Below are 20,123 nucleotides of genomic sequence, written 5' to 3'. Positions count from 1 at the left end.
CCGGGAGGCTTTTTTATTTTTATTATATTTGGATATGGCAAATACAACCCAAAAAATAAGCTTTTTCGACAGCATCTCCCCTTTTTTAAAGCTCAGCCCTGAAAGCACGCAGGCATTGCTTTCGCTCATGAATAAAGAAAGCCATCCAAAAGGGCACGTGCTGGTTCCCTGCGGCGATATATGCAGGAATGTATATTACATCGAAAAAGGCCTGGCGCGCACTTTTTACCTGAAAGACGGGAAAGAAGTGACCGAACGCTTTAAAGCCGAAAATTCGTTTACCTGCTCAATGAGCGGCCACGTAACCAATATGCCCGATGGCAGGCAGATCGAATTACTGGAACCGTCAGTAATCTGGTCACTGCCCTATAACGAACTCGAAAAACTGTATGACCGCTACCACGAGATTGAGCGCCTGGGACGCTACCTCATCACACAGGAAATGCTTGAAATGCATCGCCGCCTCACGGAATTGCAATTCATATCCGCACAGGAACGCTATAGTAACCTTATATCTAATGATCCACTGCTATTGCAACGCGTACCGTTGGGGCTCATTTCTTCCTATTTGGGCATTACACAGGAAACGTTGAGCAGGATCAGGGCTAAAGTGTAACTGTCGTTCCCGCATATCCGACTTTGAAACTTTGTGCCTTTGAAACTCCGGAACTTTTTTGATAAATGTCAAAGGAAAACCTTTCTCCGTAATGCAACTTTCTTCATCAAACAAGCAACAATGGAACTAAAGACATTTTACAAGATCCGGTTCAGCGACTGCGACCCTTTTAATCATCTCAACAATTCCGGCTATATCGACTACATGCTCAATGCCCGCGAAGACCACCTTAAGGAATTCCACGACATTGATATGACAGCGCTCTACAAAAAAGGCTCTGGGTGGATGGTAAGCAGGCACGAGATCGTTTACCTGTCCCCTGCCCTGTATAACGAAATGGTCTGCATCGAATCGGCACTCATTAAACTATCGGACGACACATTATTGGTAGAAATGGCCATGTGGGACGAAAACCAGCAACAGTTACGCGCGCTGCTTTGGACAAAGTTCATCCATATCAATTTACAAACCGGTATGCGTGACAAACACCCCAATTGGTTCCTTGAAATGGCCCGCCAATTTGAGGATACCGAATTACAGCAATATGCCACCATCAATGATCGGCTTGCTTCCCTAAGGAGATAGTGTTAATCTCCCGTTTTTTTTAATCTTGGCTTCCGGTTAATCGCCGGAAGTTTTTTTATTTGATAAGGGTAAATCTGTACATTTGGATAAACTAATAAAATGAGAACACTGGCGTTTTTTCTTATGATATGTGTATGCGGTCCGCTTACAGCACAAACAACTATATACAATGGAGAAAAATGCCTTACTTATCATTTAAAGCATGAGGCTAATGACACAATGTCCATTACAGGTATACAATGGGAAAGAGAAAAGCCGTCATCGGAATTCACCCTAAAAGGCAAAGTACCTGTAAAATATTCTTTACAATTGGAGAATGATACTATTGCGAAACTCGTATGGCATAACGGAAAAAAGGACATTTTCCAGGAAATGATTCATCATATTGGCTGGCCTATAAGAAGGATAGATGGCAAGAATATAATTTCTGAGTTTAAAATAACCGACTTTGACAAAGATGGTGATGAGGACCTTTTATGTATAGTAGCATCGAATATGAATGGCAACCAATGGACGATCATCTATCTAAATGACCAAAACCAAACAAAACTGGTAAAGCTCCTGAATAATGCAGACAATACCGATATTTGGGATAACCCGCATTATGACAATAAAACAAAACTTATAGAATGCGAGTTATTTTCCGGGGCTTATGGAATACAGTCCAATTATACATTCCGACTGGAAAAACATAATGCCATACCTGTATATAAAGAAGAACGTGATCTGACGAATGAAGAGCCGGTTATACAGGAATTTGTAGGTGAAAACGGGGAATGGAAATTAAAGAAAGAATAAGAAATGTATTTTCTCTATAATCTTTAAAACCTTAAATCCGTTATACTTATAAAGGCTTATATATGAAATACATTTTATTTTACCTATTACCCTTGTTTGCCTTTAGCCAGGCCGATCAAAATATTTCTGTAATTTCTGCAGAGAAACTGAATATCGTTTATCGGGGAATCGAAAACCCTATTAAAATTGCCGTGCCGGGAGCAAAATCATTTAAAGCATTTGCAAAAGATTCGGCTTTAGTAAAAACAGACAGTGTCGGAAACTATATGTTACGTGCGGGATCCGGCAATGAAATGAAGATTGATATTGAAGCCATTATGCCGGATGGCTCTATATTACATGAGGAAAAATCGTTTAAAATTCTTGGATTGCCAATGCTGGAAGCAGCAATCGATGGCAATGTTATTTGCAGGATATGCTCGTTTGAATTGACAAAGCAGCAATTAATCGATGCGAAACTTACTGTACTATTTCCTGAGTTATTTTATATGGAGCCGGCAGAAGCAGAAAGATTTGAAATATTTATATTTAATAAACATAAAACGCAGCACATTAAAGTTGAAGGATCAAAAATGAGTGCTGAAGCGATAGCTATCATTAAGAAGTCAAAGCCTGGTACAGAAATCATGATCCACAAAATTTGGGGCCATATCAAAGGACTGGAAAATATGTGGATATGTAAACTTCCAGTAATAAAAGGAAAAATAATTGATTAATAAAACGGTTATTTCAGTTATACCCTCCTCTAAAATTTCCCTATATTCGCTATTCCAAAAAAATCTATAATGAAAAAACATCTTTACAAAGCCATCGCATTTTGCGTTATGGCACTTGCCGTTACATCCTGTAGCAGCAGCGACAGCAGTAATGGTACTCCCTCAGACCCAAACCAGGATCTTATCAATAAGCTTTCGGGCGGTTCGTCACGCACATGGTACTGGGCGGCAGGCGAAACCGGGCACATTGGCTATGGTGAAAACTCTGCGAATAACGGTATCAACTACTATGGCAACATCGACCAGGCAGCGCCTTTTGAATTTGCCAATAATCCGCAAACCGGATGCCTTTATGACAACACGCTGACCTTTGACCTTCAAAACGGGCAGTTAAGGCTTACCGTGAACAATAGTGGCAGCACGCTCTTTAATGGCGGGTATGTAGTTTCACACGGAGGCACCGGCACAACCGACAGCTGCCTACCTTATACAGCAACAGGCCCTAAGGCTGTCACATTGGGCGATTCTGATTCATATGTTACGCAAAGCGGCGTTGCCGGACGTACTACAGGCAAAGCGCTCACCATTGCCGATGGCGGCTTCATGGGCTATTTTGCCGGGCAAAGCACCTATGAGATCTTGTCGCTTACCAATACCCGTATGACCGTAAGGGCGGTTATAGGCAATGATCCTTCGAAAGCCGTTTACCATACGTTCACAACAACGCAGCCGACACCCCCGGCCAGCGAGAACTTTACCAACCTGGTATGGTCGGAGGAGTTTAATACGCCCGGCGCACCCGACCCAACCAAATGGTCGTACAACACGGGCGCCGGCGGATGGGGTAATAATGAACAACAATACTATACTAACAGCGCTGAGAACGTTGTTGTTGCTGACGGAAAATTGGTTATTACCGCTAAAAAACAAACATTGAACGGATCGCCCTATACCTCGGCTAGGCTTGTGAGCGATGGAAAATTCAACTTTAAATACGGGCGTGCCGTGATACGCGCCAAACTGCCTGTTGGCGGCGGTACATGGCCTGCAATTTGGATGCTGGGGCAAAATTATGCAACGGCGGCATGGCCTTCCTGTGGCGAGATCGATATCATGGAGCACGTGGGCAACCAGCAGAACAGGATATTCGGTACGCTGCATTATCCCGGCCATTCGGGTGGCAATGCCAATGGTGGCAGCCAGGTGATACCAAATGTATCTTCAGAATTTCACGAGTATTCTGTTATATGGAATACTGATGTCATTAAGATCTTTGCCGACAATACATTGATACATTCCGTTGCCAATGATCCTTCATTGCCATTTGACCATAACTTTTTCTTTATCCTGAATGTAGCAATGGGTGGAAATTTTGGCGGGAACATCGACCCGAATTTCACACAGTCCTCTATGGAAATTGATTATATAAGGGTTTATCAATAATAAAACTTTCCACTTTTAATCTAACCACATAGATACATAGATTTTCATAGTAATAATGAAGTTTGCAAAAAAGCCCACAGTAGCATTGAAGCATAGCTTCAAACCTATGTTTAACTATGATGATAGTTTTTTAAGTAATTTTCGAGCTATGTGCCTATGTGGTAAATATTTCTCAAATTAAACCCTGTAAAACAAAAGAGCGAAGCCTGTTGACTTCGCTCTTTTTGTATAAAGCTATTTTTTCTTTCCTTTAGATTTAGCTTTCTTTTTGGCTTTGGCTTTTTGCTTTTCTTTCTTTTTAGCTTTTGCCTTGTCTTTAGCTTTTTGTTTTTTAGCTTTAGCTTTCTTTTTGGCCTTAGCTTTTTTCTTCTTCTTTTTCTTGTCTTTATCCTTATCCTTTTTCGATTTGGATTTTTCCTTATCCGCTTTCTTAGCTTTCTTTTCGGCTGCTATAGCCTGAAAAGTCACTTCAGTTCTTTCCTGGACATCTTCAGTGGCCGGTTCTGCTACAGGCGCTTGTTCGGTGCTTAATTCGGCAGGTACCTCCGTAACTTCCGGGGTTTTAACCACAGGTTTTTTGCGCACAGGTTTCGGTTTTTCTTCAGCAGGCGCTGCAACCGGTATTTCAGTTACTGTGTCAGTTCCTGTAACGTCAGGAGTATTATCGGTCTCATTCATTTGTTCGTTCGCCTCGGGGCTTTTCTTAACAGGCTGTCTCATTTCTTGTTTTTATTTGATTAATCAGATGCTTTATTTTACACTGAACAAACATTGTTAATTCACTGTAAATTAATCGTTATCAAAATTAGTTAATAAAACAATTGCCCAATGTTAAGTTTTTATACTGTAAAAAACTACTTACTTATTTGGTAATCAATCAAAAAAGCACCGCTTTCGCAGTGCTTTTTTTCATTAGTGAATATTGGCAATTACCAAATGTAAGTCGCAACTGCCCCGCCTTCAAGGCTTGTTTTAACCCACTCGCCATTATATTTGATATTGAAATACTCGATACCCGAGCTGTCATTTTCCACTATAAGCACGATCTTGCCGGCCGGAGTCTTAAACGCAACATTGTTCAGGTTCCCCGAAACATTGCTTGCGATCCGCACTGAACCTGCCGGGACAAATTTCGATGCATGGGCTATCACGAAATACGATACATTCTTTACATAAGTATCGCTGCTGGTAATGGTTATAGCCCCTTTACAGTCAGAGCAGCCGCCGTCGGTATGAGGTCCCCATGAGCCATTGGTGGCAAGGTTCCATTCCAGTGTGTTTTTACTCCAGTTACGCATTGAGCCTATCAGCACATTTTTAAGGTGCCATTTCAGGTCGCCCCCAAAATTCCCATTTGAGCCTGTATATTGCTCTGTAAAGTAAACATTCTTATCAGGGTACGCATTATGCACAGCCGTGAGCGCAGAAATATCCCCGGCATACAGGTGGAATGCCGAGCCGTCCACAAATGGGTTGGCAGCAGCATCACTCAATATTGTTAGCGGATACGAGGGCACATCGCAATTATGGTCGTAAGCAATGATCTTTGTCGTAATACCCGCAGCCTGGAATGCCGGGCCTAAATTGTTCTTTATAAAATTGGCCTGCTCCACTGCCTGCATCAGCATACTTGGGTTGTTGTTCGGGTTCAGTGGCTCATTTTGCGGCGTTATTGCTGTGATGGCTATGCCCTGTGCCTGCATCCCTTGTATATATTTTACAAAATACTGTGCGTACTCATCATAATATTGTGGCTGCAGGCTACCACCTTTAAAACTTGTATTGGTTTTCATCCAGACCGGTGCGCTCCAGGATGTCGCGACAATCTTGATATTTGGGTTGATCACCAGTATTTCCTGCAAGAGGGCTATCAGGGCGCTGTCATTGTCCAGGCTGAAGTTGGCAAGCGAAGGATCGGTTTGCCCGGTTGGCATATCGTCGTAAGTAAAGGGTGCGGCGCTCATATCCGATGCACCGATGCTGATGCGAAGGTAGCTCACGCCAATGCCTGTGGTAGTACTGAACAGATCCTGCAGCAATTCCTGCTTACGCGCGGCGCCAAGGCCGTTGATTACCTGTACGCTGCCGCCGGTAAGGGTATAGCCGTAACCGTCAACCGACTGGTAAGTAGTGGCATCGTTCACTTCTATTGAGGGCAATACATTGGCTGCCGTGCCAAAATCGAGTATCGTTGTTTGCTTTGCAAGCCTTACGGTACCGGCATTATTGGTAAGCCAGAAATCAACTTCATTGGTTCCCGGATTTACAGGGTCGGGATTATTGTTGGATGGGTTGCCATCATCGGATGACGATGACGAGCACCCCAATTGCAGTAGTGTAAGTGCAGATAAACTAAGAACGGCAAATAGCTTTTTCATGAGGTCAATTATTTTTTAGATCTTAAAAATAATATATTTAGACCATAGCCATTAGGATGCAATCAGACTTTAACAGGCAACTGCTTCAATTTTTGGCATCATGGCACTGTAACAGGCGGTTTACTGTTATTTTGGTAATGAAAATTAAAAAGCCCCGCTGCGGACGGGGCTTTAGCCACTTAAAAAAGAACACATATTACCTCTTGTGAAGCATATCCAGCCAGTTTTTTATATCCATATGGGTACGGGTACCATATGGAAGGCGGTGTTTAAGAAGTAGTTCCATATTATTGAAAGCTACCTTTGTAACCCACCCTATATCATCCATGTACTGATTTAAAAAATAAAGAACTTCGTAACCCTGCGTACAGTTGAGAATTACATTTGGGGGGAAACCTGTAATACCTTTCACCGAATCTTCCGGCGTTTCCCAATAATACTCCAGCTTCAGGTCGTCAATTGTAAAATTTGCCATACAATACACTACCTCCTGAAACTGGTATCGAGCCAGTCCTTTACCTCATTATGGGTACGCACCCCAAATGGCAGGCGCGTTTTTATAGCCGATTCAATATTCTGGAACGTAATCTCCGAATACCATCCTTTGTAAGCCATATAGCGGCTAACAAAATGCAGTACCTCATATCCCTCATTAACATTAAGCACCAGGTTTTGGGGAAAACCGGAGATCTTTGTGCAGGCCTCTTCGGTTGTTGTCCACGAAGCAGAGTGCCTGAGTACGTTGGTTGAAAAATGGATCATAATAGAAGTTTTTTTAATTTTAGTATGGTGTAAAATTCAAAAAACCGATCCATTCGGCATAGGTAGGAATTACCTGATTTTATAAATACGTAGTTTTACGTAGTGAGGCGTGAAGCGATTGCCGGAGTGGAATTATAAATGCTGGTTGATAAACGGGTCGATCCACTTGGGGTCGCTCATTATCGTCTGGTCGGTGAGCGTATTCAGGAAACGTAATAGCGCCAGCTTATCAGCATCGCTTAAGTTCAGCTGCCTTGGCATGCCATCCGGCCTTTTGAGTAATGGCGAAAGATTGGTATGGTTCTGCACGCCGCTGTTGTAATGCTCTATTACCTGCATCAGGCTATTGAACCTTGCATCATGCATATACGGGCCGGTAAGCGCTATATTGCGCAGCGTAGGTATTTTGAAAGCCCCGGCAAGCTCTGGCGCCGACGTATAAAATCCATAAGCGCCCTGGTCGGTTGCCGAAACTGCATCGAGTCCATTATTTACAGGCCCGCTATTGTGGCTTACAAACGCTTCGGTGGTATGGCAGGCATAGCAATTGACACCGCCATCGGCAAACGACTTTAAAAAGAGGTCTTTGCCACGGTTCTCATCCTGGGTAAAATTAGGGAACGGGTCGCGCATGTTGACTACCTGTGCCCTGCCCATATCGTATTTCGACTTATGGCTCACCATACTCCTTATAAACTGTGACAGTGCCTGTTCTATGCGCTCATTTGTCACCACGCTCGAGCCGAATGCCGCAATGAAAAGCCTGCTGTAATACGGCTTTTCTTCTACCCGCCGCTTTATCTCATCGAGAGTAAGCGCCATTTCTGTATGGTCAAGTATCGGCATTACGACCTGCTTTTCGAGCGTTGCGGCGCGTTCATCATAAAAAAAACGCCCGCGCTGGTAAAAGCGCGTATTGATAAGCGTCATAGAATTCCGCTTCGTGGCTGCGCCAAACAAGCCGTGGCTAAAAGGGCTTGAATCGGCAAACGACTTTTCGGCCCGGTGGCAGGAACCGCAGGCAGTGGTACGATTCTGGCTCAGGTTTTTGTCATAAAATAATACACGTCCCAAAGTTGCGCCTTCATTGGTAATAGGATTGGAAGATGGGGTATTGTCTATTCCATTTACAGAACTGGGAACCGGCCCGCTGTCATTAGTATAAAAATAAGTCGGCAGCGGTTCGTTGTAGTTATAAGGTACATCCGGAAGGTTAAGCACAGCCTGCTCCGGTTCGGAAGCTATAGGGACGTAGTCTTTTTCGTCCGAACAGGACAAAATAAGGCAAGGCAGCAAAAGCAGTATAAGGTAACTTCTTTTCATAGTGGATGCAACACAAAGATACCTTACGGGTGTCCAAGCCACTATTGTGATAATGTTAAACTTTCCATAATATATCTGACCTCACAGTTTCAAAAAACTGTCTTGTCTAGTCTACAACTGAAAACCGGGACATGCCTTTGCCGGTAAGTGTGATTAATTAATCCACCGTTTCTATCTGCCAAGGCCTTTGCCTGCCGCCAAAATTCCTGGCTTCGATGTAGATTTTCTTTACATTGGGGAATGCCTTTTTTATTTGCTCTTCCAGTTGGTTTATGGTTTCAAACAATTCCTCGACTGTCATTTCCTTACGGAATTCAACATCCAACGCCAGTAATATCTCGTTAGGGGCCAGGTGCATGGTAAGTGGGAAATAAAGCGTCTCGACACGCGGCTCTTTATTCACAAGGTCGTAAATGCCTTTTACGATATCCTCATTGGCACTTTCCCCTACCAGCAGGCCTTTGCTTTCCTTCACCATAATTATGGCCACGGTTATCAGCACTGCACCGATCAGCATCGATGCTATTGCGTCAAACATCGGGTTATTAAAATAATGCCCCAGAAACACACCAGCCAAAGCTATCAGCAGCCCTGTTATGGCTGCGCTTTCCTCATAGATAACAGCAAACAGCGACGGGTCTTTGCTCATGTGCAGCTCTTCGAAGAAACTGAATTTTCCTTTCGTTTTATTGAATTCGCGCACCGCAAAGACCAACGATGCCCCTTCAAATAGCATCGAAGCAAACAATACCACATAATTCCAGAACGGATCGCGCAGCTCTACAGGATGCCGCAAGTGGCTCACGCCTTCGTATACCGACATCCCGCCGCCCAGCGAGAAAACCAGTATGGCCACAATGAGGGACCAGAAATAGATTTCCTTGCCGTGCCCAAAAGGATGCCCCCTATCCGGTGGCCGTTGGCTGCGCTTCATACCTAACAATAATAGTAAAGAGTTACCGCTGTCAACGGCGCTGTGAATGCCTTCGCTGATCATGGCTGAGCTCCCAGTGACCGATGCTGCCACAAACTTCACTGTGGCAATGCCAACATTAGCCGCCAGTGCGCCGTATATCGCTAATTTTGAATTGCCTGTCATAGTTGGTTAAGAAAAATCCCCAATACCTTGAAGATACCGGGGATGGGATATATAATTTAGTTTATGCCTAATTAGTATAACGCTCGTTGCTTTCCTCGTAATCCTCATCATCGCTGGATATCGACTGATTCTGGTCTTCATCCAGGTCTACGTTGTCATTCAGGATATAATCGTCCTGGTTAAAGGCATCCGAATTTTTGCTGTTGCCGCCTTCCTCGCTCCATTCATCGTCCCCGTTCTCACTACTAAAATCCATATGGTCGGAATTTGCTGTCGGGTCGCTATCCTGCGTGTACTGCACGCCGGGCTGTTCCATCGCGAGGTATTTGTCGGTATCGTCGATATCATCATTCTCAGGGGAACGGTCGTCGCCTGTTCCGGGCCTTCCTGCGTTCAGGTTGTCGCTGCCGGAATTATCGGTGCGCTGGCTTTCACGTCCCGAGCCGTTATCCTTTCCAAGCGGATTCCCTAACTGTTCGTTTTCTGTGTTTTTTTTAGGCTGGTCCATAGCAATTCTGTTTGTAGTTAAAATAATAGCATGCTGCTTATCTCATTCAATTTAAGGAGCCTTAAGTTGGTAAGCAAAAGGTTCTTAAGCAATAGGCTGCACGAAAGCTCCTCTGCCTGGGCCTCCTTTTCAAATTCGGCGGCAGCGCTTTCATACGATACAGCATTGAGTGCATTCATGCTGTTGTCCTGTGTAATCGTACGTTCCATGGCATTATAGATTATAAGTTAATAGGCGTTTTATGTTCTCCTAAATTACTCACTTAAATTCAAAATAAGGTACAATTTAGTATTAAATAAATGCCAAATCTTTGAAAATACTAATGTCTTATTGAATGCCAGAAGGTTAAATGCAAGTATCCGAATATGTGATGCCAAAGGATCGTGTTAAAACATACAGACTTAACAATGCCCGATGAAATTTTTCTTATCTTTGAAGAAAATAATTCAAATGAAACGTTCCGGTTTTGCCGACCTTCCGCTGCATGGCGGGCATGTACCTGTGTGGCTGGCCGAGAGGATGGCAAAGCTGGGGCTCGCTATCGTGGAGACCATTGCTATGGAATTCTCCACCTCTGCAGTAATCAGCAAACTGGCTAACCCTTTCTGGTTCCAGAGCTTTGGCGCTGTAATGGGTATGGACTGGCATTCGTCCGGCATTACAACTTCTGTTTTAGGAGCATTGAAGCGTTCGGTCAATCCGCATTCTAGAGAACTTGGCATTTACATTTGCGGTGGCAAAGGCACTCATTCCATGAAAACTCCTGATGAGCTCATGGCTGTTGGCAACCGCACCGGGCTTAACGGCACCGAGCTCGCCGGACTGAGCAGGCTTACCGCCAAAGTTGACAACACAGCAATACAGGATGGCTTCCAGCTCTACCAGCATAATTTTATCGTGAATAACAAAGGCGAATGGTGTGTCGTCCAGCAGGGGATGAACAACCATACAAGCACCGCCCGAAGATATCATTGGCACAGCGAGAACCTGCAATCGTTTATCAATGAGCCGCATACCTTTATTTACGGAGAAAACCGGGGAAAGATACTCAACCTTACAGCTTCGGAAGCTGCGGCAACACGCGAAAAATCGTTATTGATTGTTAACGAGCACCCCGACAAAATAATTAAAGAGCTAAACCACCTTGCCATGCCCGGCCACCACGATGTAAGGATGGAAGATGTGAACATGAAGCGGCTTGGCGCTATGCTCTGGGTAGCCCATGAGAATAAGCCTGAGGACTTTGAAGGCCTGCTGATGCTGAAAGGCATGGGGCCGAGGACGATACAGTCTGTAGCGCTCGTGAGCGAAGTGATATACGGCACCCCTACCCGCTTTGATGACCCCGCAAGGTTCTCTTTTGCCCATGGCGGCAAGGACGGCCACCCTTTCCCTGTTCCTGTAAAAGTATTCGATGAAACCATAAGCACGCTGCAAACGGCTATCCATCGCGCTAAGATCGGCAATTCTGATAAGATGCAGGCTATCAAAAAACTCTCCGAAATTTCATGGAATGCCGAAAAAGATTTTACCCCTAATACCAATTTTGATGCGCTCATTCAAAAGGAGCGCGACGAATCGTGGAAATATGGCGGCCGCACCGTTTTTGGCAAGGCAAAACCTCCCAAAGGCAGCGATGGCAGCCAGCTACAGCTTTTTTAGTTCCAGAGGCTCTTCATCGCCTGCCTGGTACTTATTGAAAATACGGCCTATCATCACAGTAAGTCGGTTCTTATAATCCTCAATAAGCCATTCGCGGTAGTTCTTTGTAGTCTTGGCAAGCAGCTTGGCATATTGCTTTACTCGGTATTCGATATCCGGATCAAGGAGCTTTGCCAGCTTACGGGCTTCGGATATGGTTTCGGCATTTTCAATACACATGAAGGCATGTTGGCGTATTGAATGCTCTATAACCGTTTTAGGTTTATGCTTTTCTTCCGCTGCTTTACGAAATTCTTCTTCAATATCAAAAGTAACGTCAATCGTTTTGGCAAATTTGGCACGTACCTCATCGGTCATGGCATATACATGGTAGCTTTCTATCTCGGCATCGGTACGTATGCTTTCGAGGAATTGCTCAGGGTGCTTAAAGATGTATTGCCAATCTACAGGATCATTCCACAATCCAAAGCGCTGCGCGTTGTTTCCCAGGTCTATTACCGTAAACACATCCTTCTCCGGCAGCTTGCGCGACCCACGGCCTATCATCTGGAAGTAGAGCGTAAGTGACCTTGTGGCCCTGTTTAGGATAATTGCCTCAACGGTAGGCTCGTCAAAGCCTGTAGTTAATATCGAAACGGAGGTAAGTATTGCATCGGGCGTTTTGTGGAACCAGCTGAGAATCTTTTTACGGTCGTTTTCGGGTGTGCGGTTATCCAGGTGCTTAATCGGCAGCCCGGCAGCCTTAAAGGTTTCGTACACATACAAAGAGGTGTTGATACCGTTGTTAAAGATTAGGGTTTTTTTGCCCTTGGCACGCGATTCATAGGATTGCAGCAACAAATCCTGCATGGACGAACGCGAATACAATTCATCGGAAGAACCCACAGTATAATCGCCGTTGATGCCCAGCTTCAGCGAGGTGAGCTCTACATCATAGCCATACATCACTGCCTTTGCAAGGAATTTTTTATCGATGAGCGACTGGATCGGCTCGCCCACGATAAGCTCATTGTAGGTCTCATACATCGGCAGGTCGATATTCGAGCTTAAAGGCGTTGCTGTAACCCCAAGGAACAGTGAGTTTTTAAAGTAGGTGAACAGCTTGCGGAAGGAATTGTAATGCGCCTCATCGACAATTACCAACCCGACATAGTCCATATGGAACTTTTTATCCTTAAGGCGGTTGTTGAGGGTTTCCACCATCGCCACATAGCAGGAATAATCATTGTTGTACGGAAGGTCCTTTACCCCGCTGTCTATAACGGTGTTCTTAACCCCAAAGCTTTTCAGCATCTGGGAGGTCTGCTTGCTCAACTCTATGCGGTGGGTGAGCACAAGTACCTTTCTGTTGTATTTCTCTATATAACGGCGTGCGATCTCCGAGAAGATAACCGTCTTGCCTCCTCCGGTTGGGAGCTGGTACAGCAAATGATAATTATCCGGCTTGCCTTCAAACTTTTCAAAAATAGCATCAATGTCTTCCTGCTGATAATGGTACAGCTCTTTCCTGTCCCCTGCTTCGTTTTCTCTTTCCATAGCTATGATAATTCCCAAAAATATCGAATTACTTACATTAAATTGTTTATAAAATCATAATTATTGAGGGCTGCGTTAAATTTATTACATCATTATCATAGCAACTTATAATTCAGTTATTTATTATTAAATTTGGGAAAATGAAGGAGGATATATGCTGAATTATGACAACACCTCGCTTATCGAGGCCACAGAAATGCAAAACGAAATGCGGCACCGCGTTTCCCTGATTACCGAAAACAGGAACATCACGACCATTGCAGGCGGTGATATTTCGCATAACAAAGATACCGATACCGTTTTTGCAGGTATAGTGGTCCTTAGCTACCCCGATATGCAGCTGGTGTCGTATTCCCTTGTGGTTGCAGAGACGAAATTTCCCTATGTACCGCAGTACCTGGGCTTCCGTGAAGTTCCTCCCCTGCTGTTGGCCTGGGAACAGCTTCCTCAAAAACCCGACCTGATAGTCCTTGACGGCCAGGGCGTGACACACCCGAGGCGTATGGGCATCGCGTCGCATTTTGGCGTACTTACAGACCACCCGGCTATTGGCTGTGCGAAGAACATGCTCTTCGGCAACTATGCCCCTCTAGGTCTCGAAAAGCTTAGCAACAGTCCCATAATAAGCCTTGATGAAGTGATGGGTTATGCCTTGCGTACCAAATCGGGCGTGAAGCCGGTGTATATTTCGCCCGGGCATAAGGTCTCGGTAAAAGATAGCCTCACCATTATGGAAAAATGCGTATTGAAGCACCGCATCCCCGAGCCCACCCGCCTCGCGCATGAGAAAGTGAACCTGTTCCGTGTGGGGAAATTAAAGGCTGGCTATCATGTGGAGAATGTACAGGGAAGTTTGTTCTGAGTTCGGGGATTTGTTTTCACTATGTGAAAGTCTGGATAATTTAATAAATATCCTGCCGTTTATAATATAAACTTATAAAATGAAATATTTCATTCTTGTGCTTATTATGTTTGCTTCGTGTACAAAAAAAGGAAACGCAGGTAATATGAGCATATCTAATAACAGTAAAGATAGCCTTATACAAAGATCGTTTCAGGATGGGCAAGCTGACATCTCCCTTCAAAAAATTCCATACAGCACCAAGGACTACTATAAAGACAGCCTGGCACAAAAAATAGTTCCTTACAAACAGTATGATTATTGGGCATATATCGGAGTAAGAGATGGACATTCCGGCTACAGACACAATATAATTTATCAACATGGTGATACGTTACTAAAGAAGACTCATAATATCAAATTAGCAAACGACGATAAGGGATTTTTCCCGGGCTGCCATCCACATTGGTGCGTAGATTACATTGCTGCTATTAAAGATCATAAAACAATATTTATTACCTCAGAGCATGATCTTAAATCTTTTATAGGGACTATAAATAATCTTGAAGAAGCGATGCTCATTGCAAAAATGAACGGGTATAACATTGATTATGACACGAGAGGATGTTCCTATAAATTAACCGATAAAGGGTTTGAAGTGCATTTAGTAAAGTACACTGAATACCCATTGCAGAAAGAATTTTTTAAAGTTACAATAAACCAAAAAGGAACTATTACTGTTGACCCAACCGGAATTGTTATTAAAGGCAGGGATGCATTGAAATAACTATTCAAAATTATCCCATATCCTTTCGAACTCTTTCCTGTTTTCCCAGTATTGGCGAAAGGCCTCATTCTTTATGGTGGCAATACGTTCCTTAAAGTTAGGCGTCATGCCGTTGGCTATAACATAATCCACTACCTGCTTGTAAGAGTTCAGCATGCTTTTATAAAACGAGGAATATTTGAGCTCGCGCTTTGCGGAATATTTCTGGGCCGTTTCGATATTGAAGAGCATTATATCGGCTACAATATAAGGATCGACACCCAATGTGAGAAAGTGCTTGATGTATTTCTGCGCGGTAGAGCGGCGAAGCTTTGGCCGTTTGCTTTTGGTGGGAAAATATTCATTGGCGATCTTTACCTTGGCCTCCTGCTCCAGCTTGTCTTCCTTAGGATTGAAGACAAAATCGTAGTACTGCTTTACATCGGAAAATTTTTCATATAATGCCAGTAGCTGCTCTTCCAATTCTTCTTTTGGCAGGGATGTAAGGTATTTTTTAAGGTCGCGTTTACTCATAGTCACCAAAATTAAAGGTAAATTTTTCCAACAGCAATAAAATGTAAAAAAGAATGCGGAAAAAATATATAAAATAGTATTTTTGCAATCCTGAAACAAAGTCAAAAAACTAAACAACTGAACTGTGGAAAACCCGAGTGCACAAAAACTGATCAACAAGATACAGCTTGACCTGTTCAAAAAAGGTTTTGATGCGGAGACATTGGTCGCCGACCTTAAGAAACTTCGCGAATTTTCAATGGAGGAAGCAAATCCTGTACTTACCAAAGCCATCCGCCTCGCTTATGAGCACGTGGAAGAGAACGGCGCTTTCCTTATCCCAATACCTGATGATGAGCCTGTTGATGAAGATACCGAACTGGTAACCGGCGGTACACCGGCTAATGAGAATAATCTTGAAAGCCTTGATTACCTTTTATCACTATTCAGCGATCTTACCAAGAAGAACAACCTTCTTGACCTGAAGGAATACAACAAAGCATTCCTTGCCTACTAAGAATTCAAATTACCGGGTTATATAATTAGTGGAAGCTGTTTGGAAACAAACAGCTTTTTTATTTCCACATTTTACAATAAAAAACTCCCCTGCCCGGGGAGTTATCATAACATTATAATTTTTTAAAGGTCATTGCCCACATCGAGCCTGCCTTCTATGCCTGTATCGTTATTAATATTTCCTGTAATCGCACCGTATGCTATTTTGATCATCGATATCATCTTACCGTATTTTGTATCCCAGTAATAGGCGTCTTTCGGTTCGACTTTTATCACCGTAACATCCGGATCGTCTTTGCCTTCCTCAAACCAGGCTTTTGCCATCGGTGTCCAAACGTCATCAATATGCGATTTGTCTTTGTAAATCACGGCTTTTCCAAATATAGAAAGGAAGTGCGAATCTGAATTTTTAGCAAATATCAGTTGTACTTCATCGTCATGGCTTATCTCGAAGTTCTTGTTGCTCTTTTTTGAGCTGATAAACCACAGGTTTCCATCATCATCTATATCAGCAAGGCCCATAGGGCGTGTAGGTATCGGCCTTACAGAAAGTTCGGTACAGAACATACATGTACCGATGTCCTTAGCCATCTCTTTAATCTTAGCTTTTGCTTCTTCGTTGGTGAGGTCTTTATAGTTCTCGTCTGATAAAGTGTTTTGTGACATAATATTATTTTTTAGTTAGTTGTTGTATTGTTCGTCTTCGCTTCTTTCGGAAACCCACTCTACAGCCCTGTCAAATTCGGAATGCCTGTAACCCCTGAACTCGCCGGGCATTACTTTACTGAACACATCAGTAAAGGTCTTTACCGCGTCCGAGTCGGATACGATAGCGGCACGGTTCCACTTGGTAATATTCTGTATGCCAAGCAATGCATCCTGGAGCCAGGCGCCTATTGTAAATTCGGCAGGAGATGTGTCAAGCACAAGCATGTAATTAAGCTTTCCTGTTTTCTCAACAAGATTGGATACCTGCAGCTTTACGATTTCGAAATCTTCTTTGGTAACTTCGCCATCGGCGCGGAAACCGGCCATATTGTTTGGCAGATCGGGGATTTGTATTATCATGGGATTGGTTTTACGTTTGAGTTTAACCAAAGTTACCCCTTATGCCTTTAAACGTATGTTATTGACATCATAATAATTATAGAATATTATGGTAAAATATGACCTTACCTTCCACTCTTCAGCGGCGCGGCAAAGAATATCTATTGTCGAAAAGTGAAGCTATTTTATAAACTTCTGCATAATAAAATCCTCCATGAGGTAGCCGTTGCCAATGTTTATGTCTTCTTCCCCTATTTTTATGAAGCCTGATTTTTGGTAAAAATTCACGGCTTTGTTGTAGCGGTTTACATTAAGCACAATTTTATCATTGGTGTTTTTTGATGCTTCGTTTTCAATGACGGCGAGCAGTTTTTGGCCGATGCCCTTCCCCTGTGCTTCAGGGAGGACATATAGCTTGTGTATCTTGGTAATTTCGGGGGAATAATTAAGCTCATAGGATGCAAAACCCAAAAAAGCATCACTTTCTGATGCAAGCAGGAAATGATGGCCTTTTTCGGAAACCTGTTCCCTATAGGCTTCAGCGCTGTACATCATATCCAGCATATAATCTACCTGTCCCTGCGAAAGGATAGGCAGGTAGGTATGCTGCCAGGTATTATGTGCAATTCCCTGGATTACAGGATAATCATCAAGGGAGGCTTTTCTTACTTCAATCATTTTTTTAATTGTTGAAAAAGCCCGAAATTGCTGGCTTTTATTCGAAGGGTAAAAGTAAATAAAATTATTGGCACAGTAATTGGATATTCCGTAGCAAGCAACAACTTTATTTTATCAGGCATTAAATTACACGAATCATGAAAACTAAAATATTATATACGGTCCTTTTCGCCCTCCTTAGTGTCGGTGGAAGTTTTGCGCAGGATGTTACCACCGTGAGGGCTAACAGCGCTGACATCAGCGATAATCTGGACTTAAAAGCAGTGGCTTCGATATTTGGTGACTCACGTGATCTTGAAGACTTTGAACGCAGGCTGAATGACCCGGACGTACAGATATCCAACCTTGACCTTAATGGTGATAACAGGGTGGACTACCTCAGGGTAATAGAATCGACAGAAGGCAATACACACCTTATCATATTGCAATCTGTACTGGGTGTGGATACATTCCAGGATGTAGCAACTATTGAGGTAGAAAGAGACAGAAACAACAACGTACAGGTTCAGGTGGTTGGTGATGTATACATGTACGGACCCAATTATATTTATGAGCCGGTTTATGTAAGGAGGCCATTTCTTTTTGATGTATTCTGGGTGAGCAGCTACCGCCCGTACTACTCTCCGTGGTACTGGGGCTACTACCCTACCTACTACAGCTACTGGGCGCCATATCCCGTGTACAGGTATCGTAACAACATCCATGTGCATATAAACAACAGGAACACGTACACCTACTGCAACACCAGGAGAAGTTCACGGGCCATGGCAATGTACAGCTCAAGGAGGACCAATGCTTACGAAAGGCAGCACCCTAATACCGGCTTCAGCTCAAGGAATAATGTATCAAACCGCTATGCACTGGAACAAAGCCGTAGCAATTCGAGGGCTCAAAGCGCCTCAGGCGGAACAAGGAGCAGCTTTAATAACTCTTCTGCAAGGCCAACATCCAATGTGGTGCGAAACACTAACATCAACAGCGTGAGGAACAATGGCGGAACGATTAGGAATACAACACCTTCAAGGTCGGGACAGGATGCATCTAACTCCAACGGGCAGATCGTACGCTCTTCAGGCACGCCCTCAAGAGTTAATAGCAACACACCGGCAAGGACTGTAACCACGCCTCCATCAAGGAACACTGCACAGCCTTCTATGCCATCGAGAAGCAATTCATCTATGGACAGGGGTAACAGCATGCCTTCGGTAAGGAATAGTACCCCGGCAAGAAGCAGTGCACCAACAATGAACACACCCATCCCTTCGCGAAGCAGCAGCCCTACGATAAGGAATAGCGCTCCCGCACCGGCAAGGCAAAGCGCACCGGCACCATCAAGGTCATCGGGAGGTGGTGGCGGAGGTCACGCAGGCGGAAGAAGGGGTTAATTACAATATTTACAATAAATGAAAAAGAGGCTGTCCTTAGATATTAAGGCAGTCTTTTTTGTTTTATGTAACGCGGATGACGCGGATCGGGCGGATTTTCACAGATTTCTTATATCGTGAATTAAACCTGGATTAGAAGTCTCTCCCCCGGCTCCTCTACCAAGGAAAGGGGAGCGAGACGTGCTTACTCATACTCGAAAATTTGTGAAATTCGTGGCAAAAAATCGGCAATCAGGCTAAACGATACGTTTTGATTTTATAGCTTCCACCCATTCGTTTCTGCTGCATACCGAGCATTTTCCCGACGTAGGTTCGAGCCGCTGGGTATTGGCACAAAAAGTACAGGCATAAATACCGCTCTTGGGAATGTTGGTGCTTTTCAGGCTGAACAGCTGCGGACGTATCGGCAGGCCGAATTTTACATCGGCATCGTCATAAAAGTAAACACTGATTGCACCGTTAGTTTCAATATAGGCGTTCCTCACCTGCCCGAGATGTTCGATGGATTTAAGGCGTAGTTCGGCGAAAAACTCATCCTGCGCCAAGTCTTCCCTTTCAAAGCTTGCAAGGGAAAATTGGCCATCCTCTATAAGGCATTGTGTTTTTCCCTCGATAAAGTTTTCAAACTTTTTGCTTTTCCCCAGCAGCCAGGTAACGCCGCGGTACATGGTAAGAATAATCAGGAATACAATTATAGCAGGAACAAGCCCTACATCTTCATAAAACATCGGGTCGCCCGCCGCTGAGCCAAGCGATATGATGATAACTACCTCAAATATCGACAGCTGCTTTACACCTCTTTTACCTGCAAACTTTAGAGTTAGCAGCACTACCGTAAACATTATTACGGTACGGAATCCTACCTCAAAAAGAAACTCGTAAGGCAGATCGTTAAATAATAGCCGCTTCCATTCAAATATATCTTTCATAATTTATAAGAGTAATCATATT

24 protein-coding genes are annotated in these 20,123 nt (G+C 43.7%); 10 read left to right on the top strand and 14 right to left on the bottom strand.

Annotated elements, in window-relative coordinates; all coding sequences use genetic code 11:
- The first annotated feature begins 34 nt into the window (after window positions 1-34).
- The 5 genes from HYN59_RS11740 (at window position 35) to HYN59_RS11720 (ending at window position 4,158) form a co-directional block, all read left to right on the top strand.
- On the top strand, window positions 35-616 hold the full coding sequence (locus HYN59_RS11740; protein WP_108778440.1) for a Crp/Fnr family transcriptional regulator: 582 nt from the start codon (window positions 35-37) through the stop codon (window positions 614-616).
- A 120-nt stretch (window positions 617-736) separates the two neighbouring features.
- Complete coding sequence (locus HYN59_RS11735) at window positions 737-1,201, top strand: acyl-CoA thioesterase (RefSeq protein ID WP_108778439.1); 465 nt, start codon at window positions 737-739, stop codon at window positions 1,199-1,201.
- Window positions 1,202-1,300: 99 nt separating this feature from the next.
- Window positions 1,301-1,999, top strand: coding sequence for a hypothetical protein (locus tag HYN59_RS11730; RefSeq protein ID WP_146185928.1), 699 nt, complete (start codon window positions 1,301-1,303; stop codon window positions 1,997-1,999).
- Between the two features lie 62 nt (window positions 2,000-2,061).
- Window positions 2,062-2,715 (top strand): GldM family protein, encoded by a 654-nt coding sequence (locus tag HYN59_RS11725; protein ID WP_108778437.1) that lies wholly within the window; start codon window positions 2,062-2,064, stop codon window positions 2,713-2,715.
- 69 nt (window positions 2,716-2,784) lie between these two features.
- Entirely contained in the window at window positions 2,785-4,158 is a 1,374-nt protein-coding gene (locus HYN59_RS11720; protein WP_108778436.1) for a glycoside hydrolase family 16 protein, read from the top strand.
- A gap of 234 nt (window positions 4,159-4,392) precedes the next feature.
- On the opposite strand, the gene HYN59_RS18085 is transcribed toward HYN59_RS11720, so the two are convergent.
- The 8 genes from HYN59_RS18085 to HYN59_RS11680 all read right to left on the bottom strand — a co-directional run bounded on the left by HYN59_RS18085 (window position 4,393) and on the right by HYN59_RS11680 (window position 10,437).
- Entirely contained in the window at window positions 4,393-4,878 is a 486-nt protein-coding gene (locus tag HYN59_RS18085; protein ID WP_108778435.1) for a hypothetical protein, read from the bottom strand.
- A gap of 209 nt (window positions 4,879-5,087) precedes the next feature.
- Window positions 5,088-6,536, bottom strand: coding sequence for a glycoside hydrolase family 30 protein (locus HYN59_RS11710; RefSeq protein ID WP_108778434.1), 1,449 nt, complete (start codon window positions 6,534-6,536; stop codon window positions 5,088-5,090).
- A gap of 196 nt (window positions 6,537-6,732) precedes the next feature.
- Complete coding sequence (locus tag HYN59_RS11705; protein ID WP_108778433.1) at window positions 6,733-7,011, bottom strand: hypothetical protein; 279 nt, start codon at window positions 7,009-7,011, stop codon at window positions 6,733-6,735.
- 8 nt (window positions 7,012-7,019) lie between these two features.
- Window positions 7,020-7,298 (bottom strand): hypothetical protein, encoded by a 279-nt coding sequence (locus tag HYN59_RS11700; RefSeq protein WP_108778432.1) that lies wholly within the window; start codon window positions 7,296-7,298, stop codon window positions 7,020-7,022.
- 132 nt (window positions 7,299-7,430) lie between these two features.
- Window positions 7,431-8,621: a cytochrome-c peroxidase gene (locus tag HYN59_RS11695; RefSeq protein ID WP_108778431.1), complete on the bottom strand. Its 1,191-nt coding sequence runs from the start codon at window positions 8,619-8,621 to the stop codon at window positions 7,431-7,433.
- A gap of 157 nt (window positions 8,622-8,778) precedes the next feature.
- Window positions 8,779-9,720, bottom strand: a complete 942-nt coding sequence (locus HYN59_RS11690) for a cation diffusion facilitator family transporter (RefSeq protein ID WP_108778430.1) — start codon at window positions 9,718-9,720, stop codon at window positions 8,779-8,781.
- Between the two features lie 67 nt (window positions 9,721-9,787).
- Window positions 9,788-10,228 (bottom strand): hypothetical protein, encoded by a 441-nt coding sequence (locus tag HYN59_RS11685; RefSeq protein ID WP_108778429.1) that lies wholly within the window; start codon window positions 10,226-10,228, stop codon window positions 9,788-9,790.
- Between the two features lie 17 nt (window positions 10,229-10,245).
- Window positions 10,246-10,437, bottom strand: a complete 192-nt coding sequence (locus HYN59_RS11680; RefSeq protein ID WP_108778428.1) for a hypothetical protein — start codon at window positions 10,435-10,437, stop codon at window positions 10,246-10,248.
- Between the two features lie 241 nt (window positions 10,438-10,678).
- Here HYN59_RS11680 and HYN59_RS11675 point away from each other — a divergent pair, with 241 nt between their 5' ends.
- Window positions 10,679-11,890: a DUF763 domain-containing protein gene (locus HYN59_RS11675; RefSeq protein WP_108778427.1), complete on the top strand. Its 1,212-nt coding sequence runs from the start codon at window positions 10,679-10,681 to the stop codon at window positions 11,888-11,890.
- On the opposite strand, the gene HYN59_RS11670 is transcribed toward HYN59_RS11675, so the two are convergent.
- Complete coding sequence (locus tag HYN59_RS11670; protein ID WP_108778426.1) at window positions 11,876-13,426, bottom strand: DEAD/DEAH box helicase; 1,551 nt, start codon at window positions 13,424-13,426, stop codon at window positions 11,876-11,878. The genes HYN59_RS11675 and HYN59_RS11670 overlap by 15 nt on opposite strands.
- Before the next feature lie 154 nt (window positions 13,427-13,580).
- Between HYN59_RS11670 and nfi the strand changes: the two genes are divergently transcribed.
- Both nfi and HYN59_RS11660 read left to right on the top strand, forming a co-directional pair.
- Window positions 13,581-14,288, top strand: coding sequence for a deoxyribonuclease V (nfi, locus tag HYN59_RS11665; RefSeq protein WP_181369428.1), 708 nt, complete (start codon window positions 13,581-13,583; stop codon window positions 14,286-14,288).
- Between the two features lie 79 nt (window positions 14,289-14,367).
- A complete protein-coding gene (locus HYN59_RS11660; RefSeq protein WP_108778425.1) occupies window positions 14,368-15,054 on the top strand; it encodes a hypothetical protein in 687 nt (228 codons plus the stop codon).
- Here the strand turns inward: HYN59_RS11660 and HYN59_RS11655 are convergent, their stop codons facing one another.
- Window positions 15,055-15,567, bottom strand: coding sequence for a DUF6155 family protein (locus tag HYN59_RS11655; RefSeq protein ID WP_108778424.1), 513 nt, complete (start codon window positions 15,565-15,567; stop codon window positions 15,055-15,057).
- 124 nt (window positions 15,568-15,691) lie between these two features.
- Here HYN59_RS11655 and HYN59_RS11650 point away from each other — a divergent pair, with 124 nt between their 5' ends.
- The gene (locus tag HYN59_RS11650; protein ID WP_108778423.1) at window positions 15,692-16,063 is read left to right on the top strand and encodes a hypothetical protein; all 372 of its coding nucleotides are present in this window, start codon (window positions 15,692-15,694) and stop codon (window positions 16,061-16,063) included.
- Between the two features lie 122 nt (window positions 16,064-16,185).
- Here the strand turns inward: HYN59_RS11650 and HYN59_RS11645 are convergent, their stop codons facing one another.
- The 3 genes from HYN59_RS11645 to HYN59_RS11635 form a co-directional block, all read right to left on the bottom strand.
- Entirely contained in the window at window positions 16,186-16,728 is a 543-nt protein-coding gene (locus HYN59_RS11645) for a pyridoxamine 5'-phosphate oxidase family protein (protein ID WP_108778422.1), read from the bottom strand.
- Between the two features lie 15 nt (window positions 16,729-16,743).
- Window positions 16,744-17,130 carry a SpoIIAA family protein gene (locus HYN59_RS11640; protein WP_108778421.1) on the bottom strand — a complete coding sequence of 129 codons (387 nt, stop codon included), beginning with the start codon at window positions 17,128-17,130 and terminating at the stop codon, window positions 16,744-16,746.
- Window positions 17,131-17,289: 159 nt separating this feature from the next.
- Entirely contained in the window at window positions 17,290-17,787 is a 498-nt protein-coding gene (locus HYN59_RS11635) for a GNAT family N-acetyltransferase (protein ID WP_108778420.1), read from the bottom strand.
- Between the two features lie 137 nt (window positions 17,788-17,924).
- On the opposite strand from HYN59_RS11635, the gene HYN59_RS11630 reads away from it, so the two are divergent.
- A complete protein-coding gene (locus HYN59_RS11630) occupies window positions 17,925-19,172 on the top strand; it encodes a hypothetical protein (protein ID WP_108778419.1) in 1,248 nt (415 codons plus the stop codon).
- 236 nt (window positions 19,173-19,408) lie between these two features.
- On the opposite strand, the gene HYN59_RS11625 is transcribed toward HYN59_RS11630, so the two are convergent.
- A complete protein-coding gene (locus HYN59_RS11625; protein ID WP_108778418.1) occupies window positions 19,409-20,101 on the bottom strand; it encodes a DUF421 domain-containing protein in 693 nt (230 codons plus the stop codon).
- Window positions 20,102-20,123 lie beyond the last annotated feature (22 nt).

The organism is Flavobacterium album (assembly GCF_003096035.1).
GTDB lineage: Bacteria > Bacteroidota > Bacteroidia > Flavobacteriales > Flavobacteriaceae > Flavobacterium > Flavobacterium album.
This window is presented reverse-complemented; position numbering and strand designations above follow the sequence as displayed.

Bases quoted from the DNA above. Each gene is read 5' to 3' on its own strand.
- HYN59_RS11685 (WP_108778429.1), bottom strand. From the start codon at position 10,228: ATGGACCAGCCTAAAAAAAACACAGAAAACGAACAGTTAGGGAATCCG.
- HYN59_RS18085 (WP_108778435.1), bottom strand. From the start codon at position 4,878: ATGAGACAGCCTGTTAAGAAAAGCCCCGAGGCGAACGAACAAATGAAT.
- HYN59_RS11625 (WP_108778418.1), bottom strand. From the start codon at position 20,101: ATGAAAGATATATTTGAATGGAAGCGGCTATTATTTAACGATCTGCCT.
- HYN59_RS11670 (WP_108778426.1), bottom strand. From the start codon at position 13,426: ATGGAAAGAGAAAACGAAGCAGGGGACAGGAAAGAGCTGTACCATTAT.
- HYN59_RS11695 (WP_108778431.1), bottom strand. From the start codon at position 8,621: ATGAAAAGAAGTTACCTTATACTGCTTTTGCTGCCTTGCCTTATTTTG.
- HYN59_RS11700 (WP_108778432.1), bottom strand. From the start codon at position 7,298: ATGATCCATTTTTCAACCAACGTACTCAGGCACTCTGCTTCGTGGACA.
- HYN59_RS11725 (WP_108778437.1), top strand. From the start codon at position 2,062: ATGAAATACATTTTATTTTACCTATTACCCTTGTTTGCCTTTAGCCAG.
- HYN59_RS11660 (WP_108778425.1), top strand. From the start codon at position 14,368: ATGAAATATTTCATTCTTGTGCTTATTATGTTTGCTTCGTGTACAAAA.
- HYN59_RS11735 (WP_108778439.1), top strand. From the start codon at position 737: ATGGAACTAAAGACATTTTACAAGATCCGGTTCAGCGACTGCGACCCT.
- HYN59_RS11710 (WP_108778434.1), bottom strand. From the start codon at position 6,536: ATGAAAAAGCTATTTGCCGTTCTTAGTTTATCTGCACTTACACTACTG.
- HYN59_RS11740 (WP_108778440.1), top strand. From the start codon at position 35: ATGGCAAATACAACCCAAAAAATAAGCTTTTTCGACAGCATCTCCCCT.
- HYN59_RS11630 (WP_108778419.1), top strand. From the start codon at position 17,925: ATGAAAACTAAAATATTATATACGGTCCTTTTCGCCCTCCTTAGTGTC.
- nfi (WP_181369428.1), top strand. From the start codon at position 13,581: ATGCTGAATTATGACAACACCTCGCTTATCGAGGCCACAGAAATGCAA.
- HYN59_RS11675 (WP_108778427.1), top strand. From the start codon at position 10,679: ATGAAACGTTCCGGTTTTGCCGACCTTCCGCTGCATGGCGGGCATGTA.
- HYN59_RS11680 (WP_108778428.1), bottom strand. From the start codon at position 10,437: ATGGAACGTACGATTACACAGGACAACAGCATGAATGCACTCAATGCT.
- HYN59_RS11655 (WP_108778424.1), bottom strand. From the start codon at position 15,567: ATGAGTAAACGCGACCTTAAAAAATACCTTACATCCCTGCCAAAAGAA.
- HYN59_RS11635 (WP_108778420.1), bottom strand. From the start codon at position 17,787: ATGATTGAAGTAAGAAAAGCCTCCCTTGATGATTATCCTGTAATCCAG.
- HYN59_RS11705 (WP_108778433.1), bottom strand. From the start codon at position 7,011: ATGGCAAATTTTACAATTGACGACCTGAAGCTGGAGTATTATTGGGAA.
- HYN59_RS11645 (WP_108778422.1), bottom strand. From the start codon at position 16,728: ATGTCACAAAACACTTTATCAGACGAGAACTATAAAGACCTCACCAAC.
- HYN59_RS11730 (WP_146185928.1), top strand. From the start codon at position 1,301: ATGAGAACACTGGCGTTTTTTCTTATGATATGTGTATGCGGTCCGCTT.
- HYN59_RS11720 (WP_108778436.1), top strand. From the start codon at position 2,785: ATGAAAAAACATCTTTACAAAGCCATCGCATTTTGCGTTATGGCACTT.
- HYN59_RS11640 (WP_108778421.1), bottom strand. From the start codon at position 17,130: ATGATAATACAAATCCCCGATCTGCCAAACAATATGGCCGGTTTCCGC.
- HYN59_RS11690 (WP_108778430.1), bottom strand. From the start codon at position 9,720: ATGACAGGCAATTCAAAATTAGCGATATACGGCGCACTGGCGGCTAAT.